Origin of the sequence: Draconibacterium sp. (assembly GCF_041583095.1) — a bacterium.
Lineage (GTDB): Bacteria > Bacteroidota > Bacteroidia > Bacteroidales > Prolixibacteraceae > Draconibacterium.
The window spans coordinates 1-3,166 of sequence record NZ_JBFHGM010000402.1; the positions used below are offsets into that span (position 1 = coordinate 1).

At 42.5% G+C, this 3,166-nt stretch carries 3 protein-coding genes; 1 reads left to right on the forward strand and 2 read right to left on the reverse strand.

Annotation, left to right across the window (positions count from 1 at the left end; genetic code table 11):
- A partial coding sequence (gene nadA, locus ABZB17_RS21755) for a quinolinate synthase NadA (protein ID WP_372653633.1) occupies positions 1-196 on the forward strand: 196 nt, incomplete at its 5' end.
- Between the two features lie 373 nt (positions 197-569).
- On the opposite strand, the gene ABZB17_RS21760 is transcribed toward nadA, so the two are convergent.
- Positions 570-1,028 (reverse strand): helix-turn-helix domain-containing protein, encoded by a 459-nt coding sequence (locus tag ABZB17_RS21760; RefSeq protein ID WP_372653635.1) that lies wholly within the window; start codon positions 1,026-1,028, stop codon positions 570-572.
- 1,007 nt (positions 1,029-2,035) lie between these two features.
- A partial coding sequence (locus ABZB17_RS21765) for a S41 family peptidase (protein ID WP_372653637.1) occupies positions 2,036-3,166 on the reverse strand: 1,131 nt, incomplete at its 5' end.

Sequence of the window (3,166 nt, forward strand, 5' to 3'; positions counted from 1 at the left end):
TCCGGATAAGGTATTTATTCCGGCACCATCGAACGATTCAACGTGCGCCTGCAACGACTGCGAGTACATGAAGCTAAACAGCCTGCAAAAGCTGTACATCTGCTTAAAACACGAACAGCCGGAGGTTACACTTCCACAAGACGTAATTGAAAAAGCCCGGATTCCGATTCAACGAATGTTGGAAATATCGAAATAGAATTAGAAGACACTAGTTACGAGATAAGAGTGACGAGATGCTGTCATTTCGAGCGCAGCGAGAAATCTGTTACCCCGACGCTTCCGGTCGGGATTTCGCTTCGCTCAACTGGATGCTGGATGCCCGATACTGGATACTCGATGCTCGATCGTTGGATATTGGATATTGAATATTCGAAATTGATTATCGGATATTAGATTTTTGATGCTGGATACTGGTTACTGATTACTGGTTACTCAATACTCAGTACTGAATACTCAATACCAGATACTGTTTTCTCATCACCTTCCTTTTGACTAATGTCCAATGACTAGTGACCAATGACTAATGACCAGTGACCAATGACTAATGACCAGTGACCAATGACCAACCATCATCGCCGAAAATACCTTCTTTTTCGCCCATGCTGTTTAAGGTTCCGGTATTCCCAGGCCTGCATTTTCTGATAGGCTCTGAAAAACTGCGAAAAGCTGCTTTGCGAAAAGCCCATAATCTTACCAATTTCCTTAAAACTAAAATCGGTGTGCTCTACCAAATCGCACGCTACCAGGCGCAGGTATTCAGTCATCCAGGCGTGCACTCCCATCCCCGACATCCATCGTACAGCACCATCCAAATGCCTGTAATTTACACCTAACAGTTCGCCATAGTCTGCCACGTCGCGCTTTCCGTAAACGCGAACCGTTTGGGCAAATAAATCCATATAGTTATTTCCGCTGCTTTTGTTTTCGCGGATAAATTCTGTCATTCTCGACTTTTTATCCGGAAGTTTTTCAACCAAACCATCGTAAAGCAATTCGGGAGTAATCGGTGTAAGATTGTTTATAGCCATTACTTAATTCTCTTTAAACAAACTGTTATACCTCTGTAAGTTAATACATTTATTCCAATTACTCTTAATAATACTGCGGTGTTTCCTAAAATATCAATTAATTGTTTTTAGGATACTGCACAGTTTCATTAAATATCGATCATTATTTTTTAGGATACCGCGCAATTTCATTAAATATAAACCTATACTTTTTAGGATACACCGCAGTTTCATTGAATATAACTTTGTACTTTTTAGGAAACAGTTCGTTTTCTTTAAATATCAATGCATACTTTTTAGCATTCAGTACCATTTCATCAATTATTTTCCGAAAAACAGCTCTCCTGACAGCCATTTCACGCTAAAAGAAGTGGTTTTTGTTTTGCCAATAAGGTAATAAGGTTTGATTTCTATTTTAAAACCTTACTACTAAGGTTTATTCCTTACAGACAAGGTTTTACGTATTGCAATCAAGTTCCGGAACCAAAAAGCCGTTCATTCTTACATGGTAAACAAAAACCTTATTCTTCAACCAAAACCTTAGTAGCCTTTGCACCTGATCTATCCCAAAACCTCATTACCTTATTACCTTCCACCACCTTGGAGCCTTATAAAACCCGCTCCTGGTTTTCACACGAGCTTAATCATGTTTTATCCCTTCGGGATATCTACCCTTTGTACGCAAATATTTTACGCTTAATTTTCTAAAAAGGGGTCTCTATATGAGGCGCATGGCACGTTTCATTTTCAATATGCTTTTGCATTTGCGCCTTTAATAATGCTTAACATTAGCCCCGGGCGACACTTCCAGCCATACGGCGGTGCGTTTGCCCGGGGCTAAATTACTACGGACTTTCAGCCCTATAACATATTTGCTGTCGGATTAAAATAATAAAAAGAGCGCTGAAAGTGCGTTTTATTATAGCCCGGGGCGACGTAATTCAAAATAGTCTTTCAAAAAAAATCCGGGTCGTTTATCTTTTCAGATAATACGGCCCGGATCTTTCTATACCTGCGGGTAAATTATCTTATTGCAACACTGAAACCACCGAATCGGTAGCCACCACATTCTGCACCATCAGGTTTTGCTGCGACACTTCGATGGCGCGCAACAGCGTTTTATCAATTTGTTTGATAATGGGGTAAAAACCTTCTTCGCCCATGATATTCCGGGCAACATAAGCTTTCATTTGCGTGTTAATCACCTTCCCCGATATCTTTAAACCTTCGGCATTTCGTTTCACGCCCTTCTCTTCGGCATAGGCAATAAATTCGTTCATGGCGTTGTGTTGGTCCATATAATTCTCGAGCTCGCCGGCTGAGGTGAAATTCGAAAGCTCCCCGCGGTGCGAATCAGCGTAAGCATAAGCAAACGAATAAATCAGTCCTTTGCGGTAAATCTGGTTGAAATACTCTGAATTTCCTGTGGTATCAACCGGCACAAAAAAGTCGGGCATAATACCGCCACCACCGTAAACCACGCGTCCGCCTTTGGTTTCGTAGCGCAACGAATCAACAAAATGAATGCTGTCGGCTACCAACTGCTCCATATTGTGAAAACGCTCGTAAATATGATCGTAATACTCGTCGTTGCCATCTTCGTACGAACTTTGAATACAGCGTCCGCTGGGTGTGTAAAAACGCGCCACTGTTAAGCGCAATGCCGATCCGTCCATCAATGGAATTTGCTCTTGTACCAGTCCTTTTCCGAACGAACGGCGCCCGATTACAAATCCACGGTCGTTATCCTGCATGGCGCCGGCAAAAATCTCGCTTGCCGAAGCCGAAAACTCGTCGATCATTACATAAACGCCGATGTCGGAGAAAGTTGCTTTTGCCGAAGCATTGTAGGTTTTTCGTTGCTGATGAAGGCCTTCGGTGTACAAAATTGGCTCTCCTTTTTCCAGAAATTCGTCAACCATTTGCAACACGCCAACCAGTGCCCCACCGGGGTTGCTTCTTAAATCGATAATCACCTTCTCGGCACCGGCATCTTTCAGTTTCAGCATTCCCTCCATAAACTCGCGGTAGGTGGCATTCGAAAAACGGCTAATTTTTATAAAACCAGTATGGTCGTCAATCATGTACGACACATCAACACTGTACAGCGGAATATCGCCACGGGTAATTTCAAACTCCAATTCGTCGGCGTAACCCGA

What these genes read in the sequence shown, in the direction of transcription:
- ABZB17_RS21760 (WP_372653635.1), bottom strand. Translation starts at nt 1,028, where the DNA reads ATGGCTATAAACAATCTTACACCGATTACTCCCGAATTGCTTTACGAT.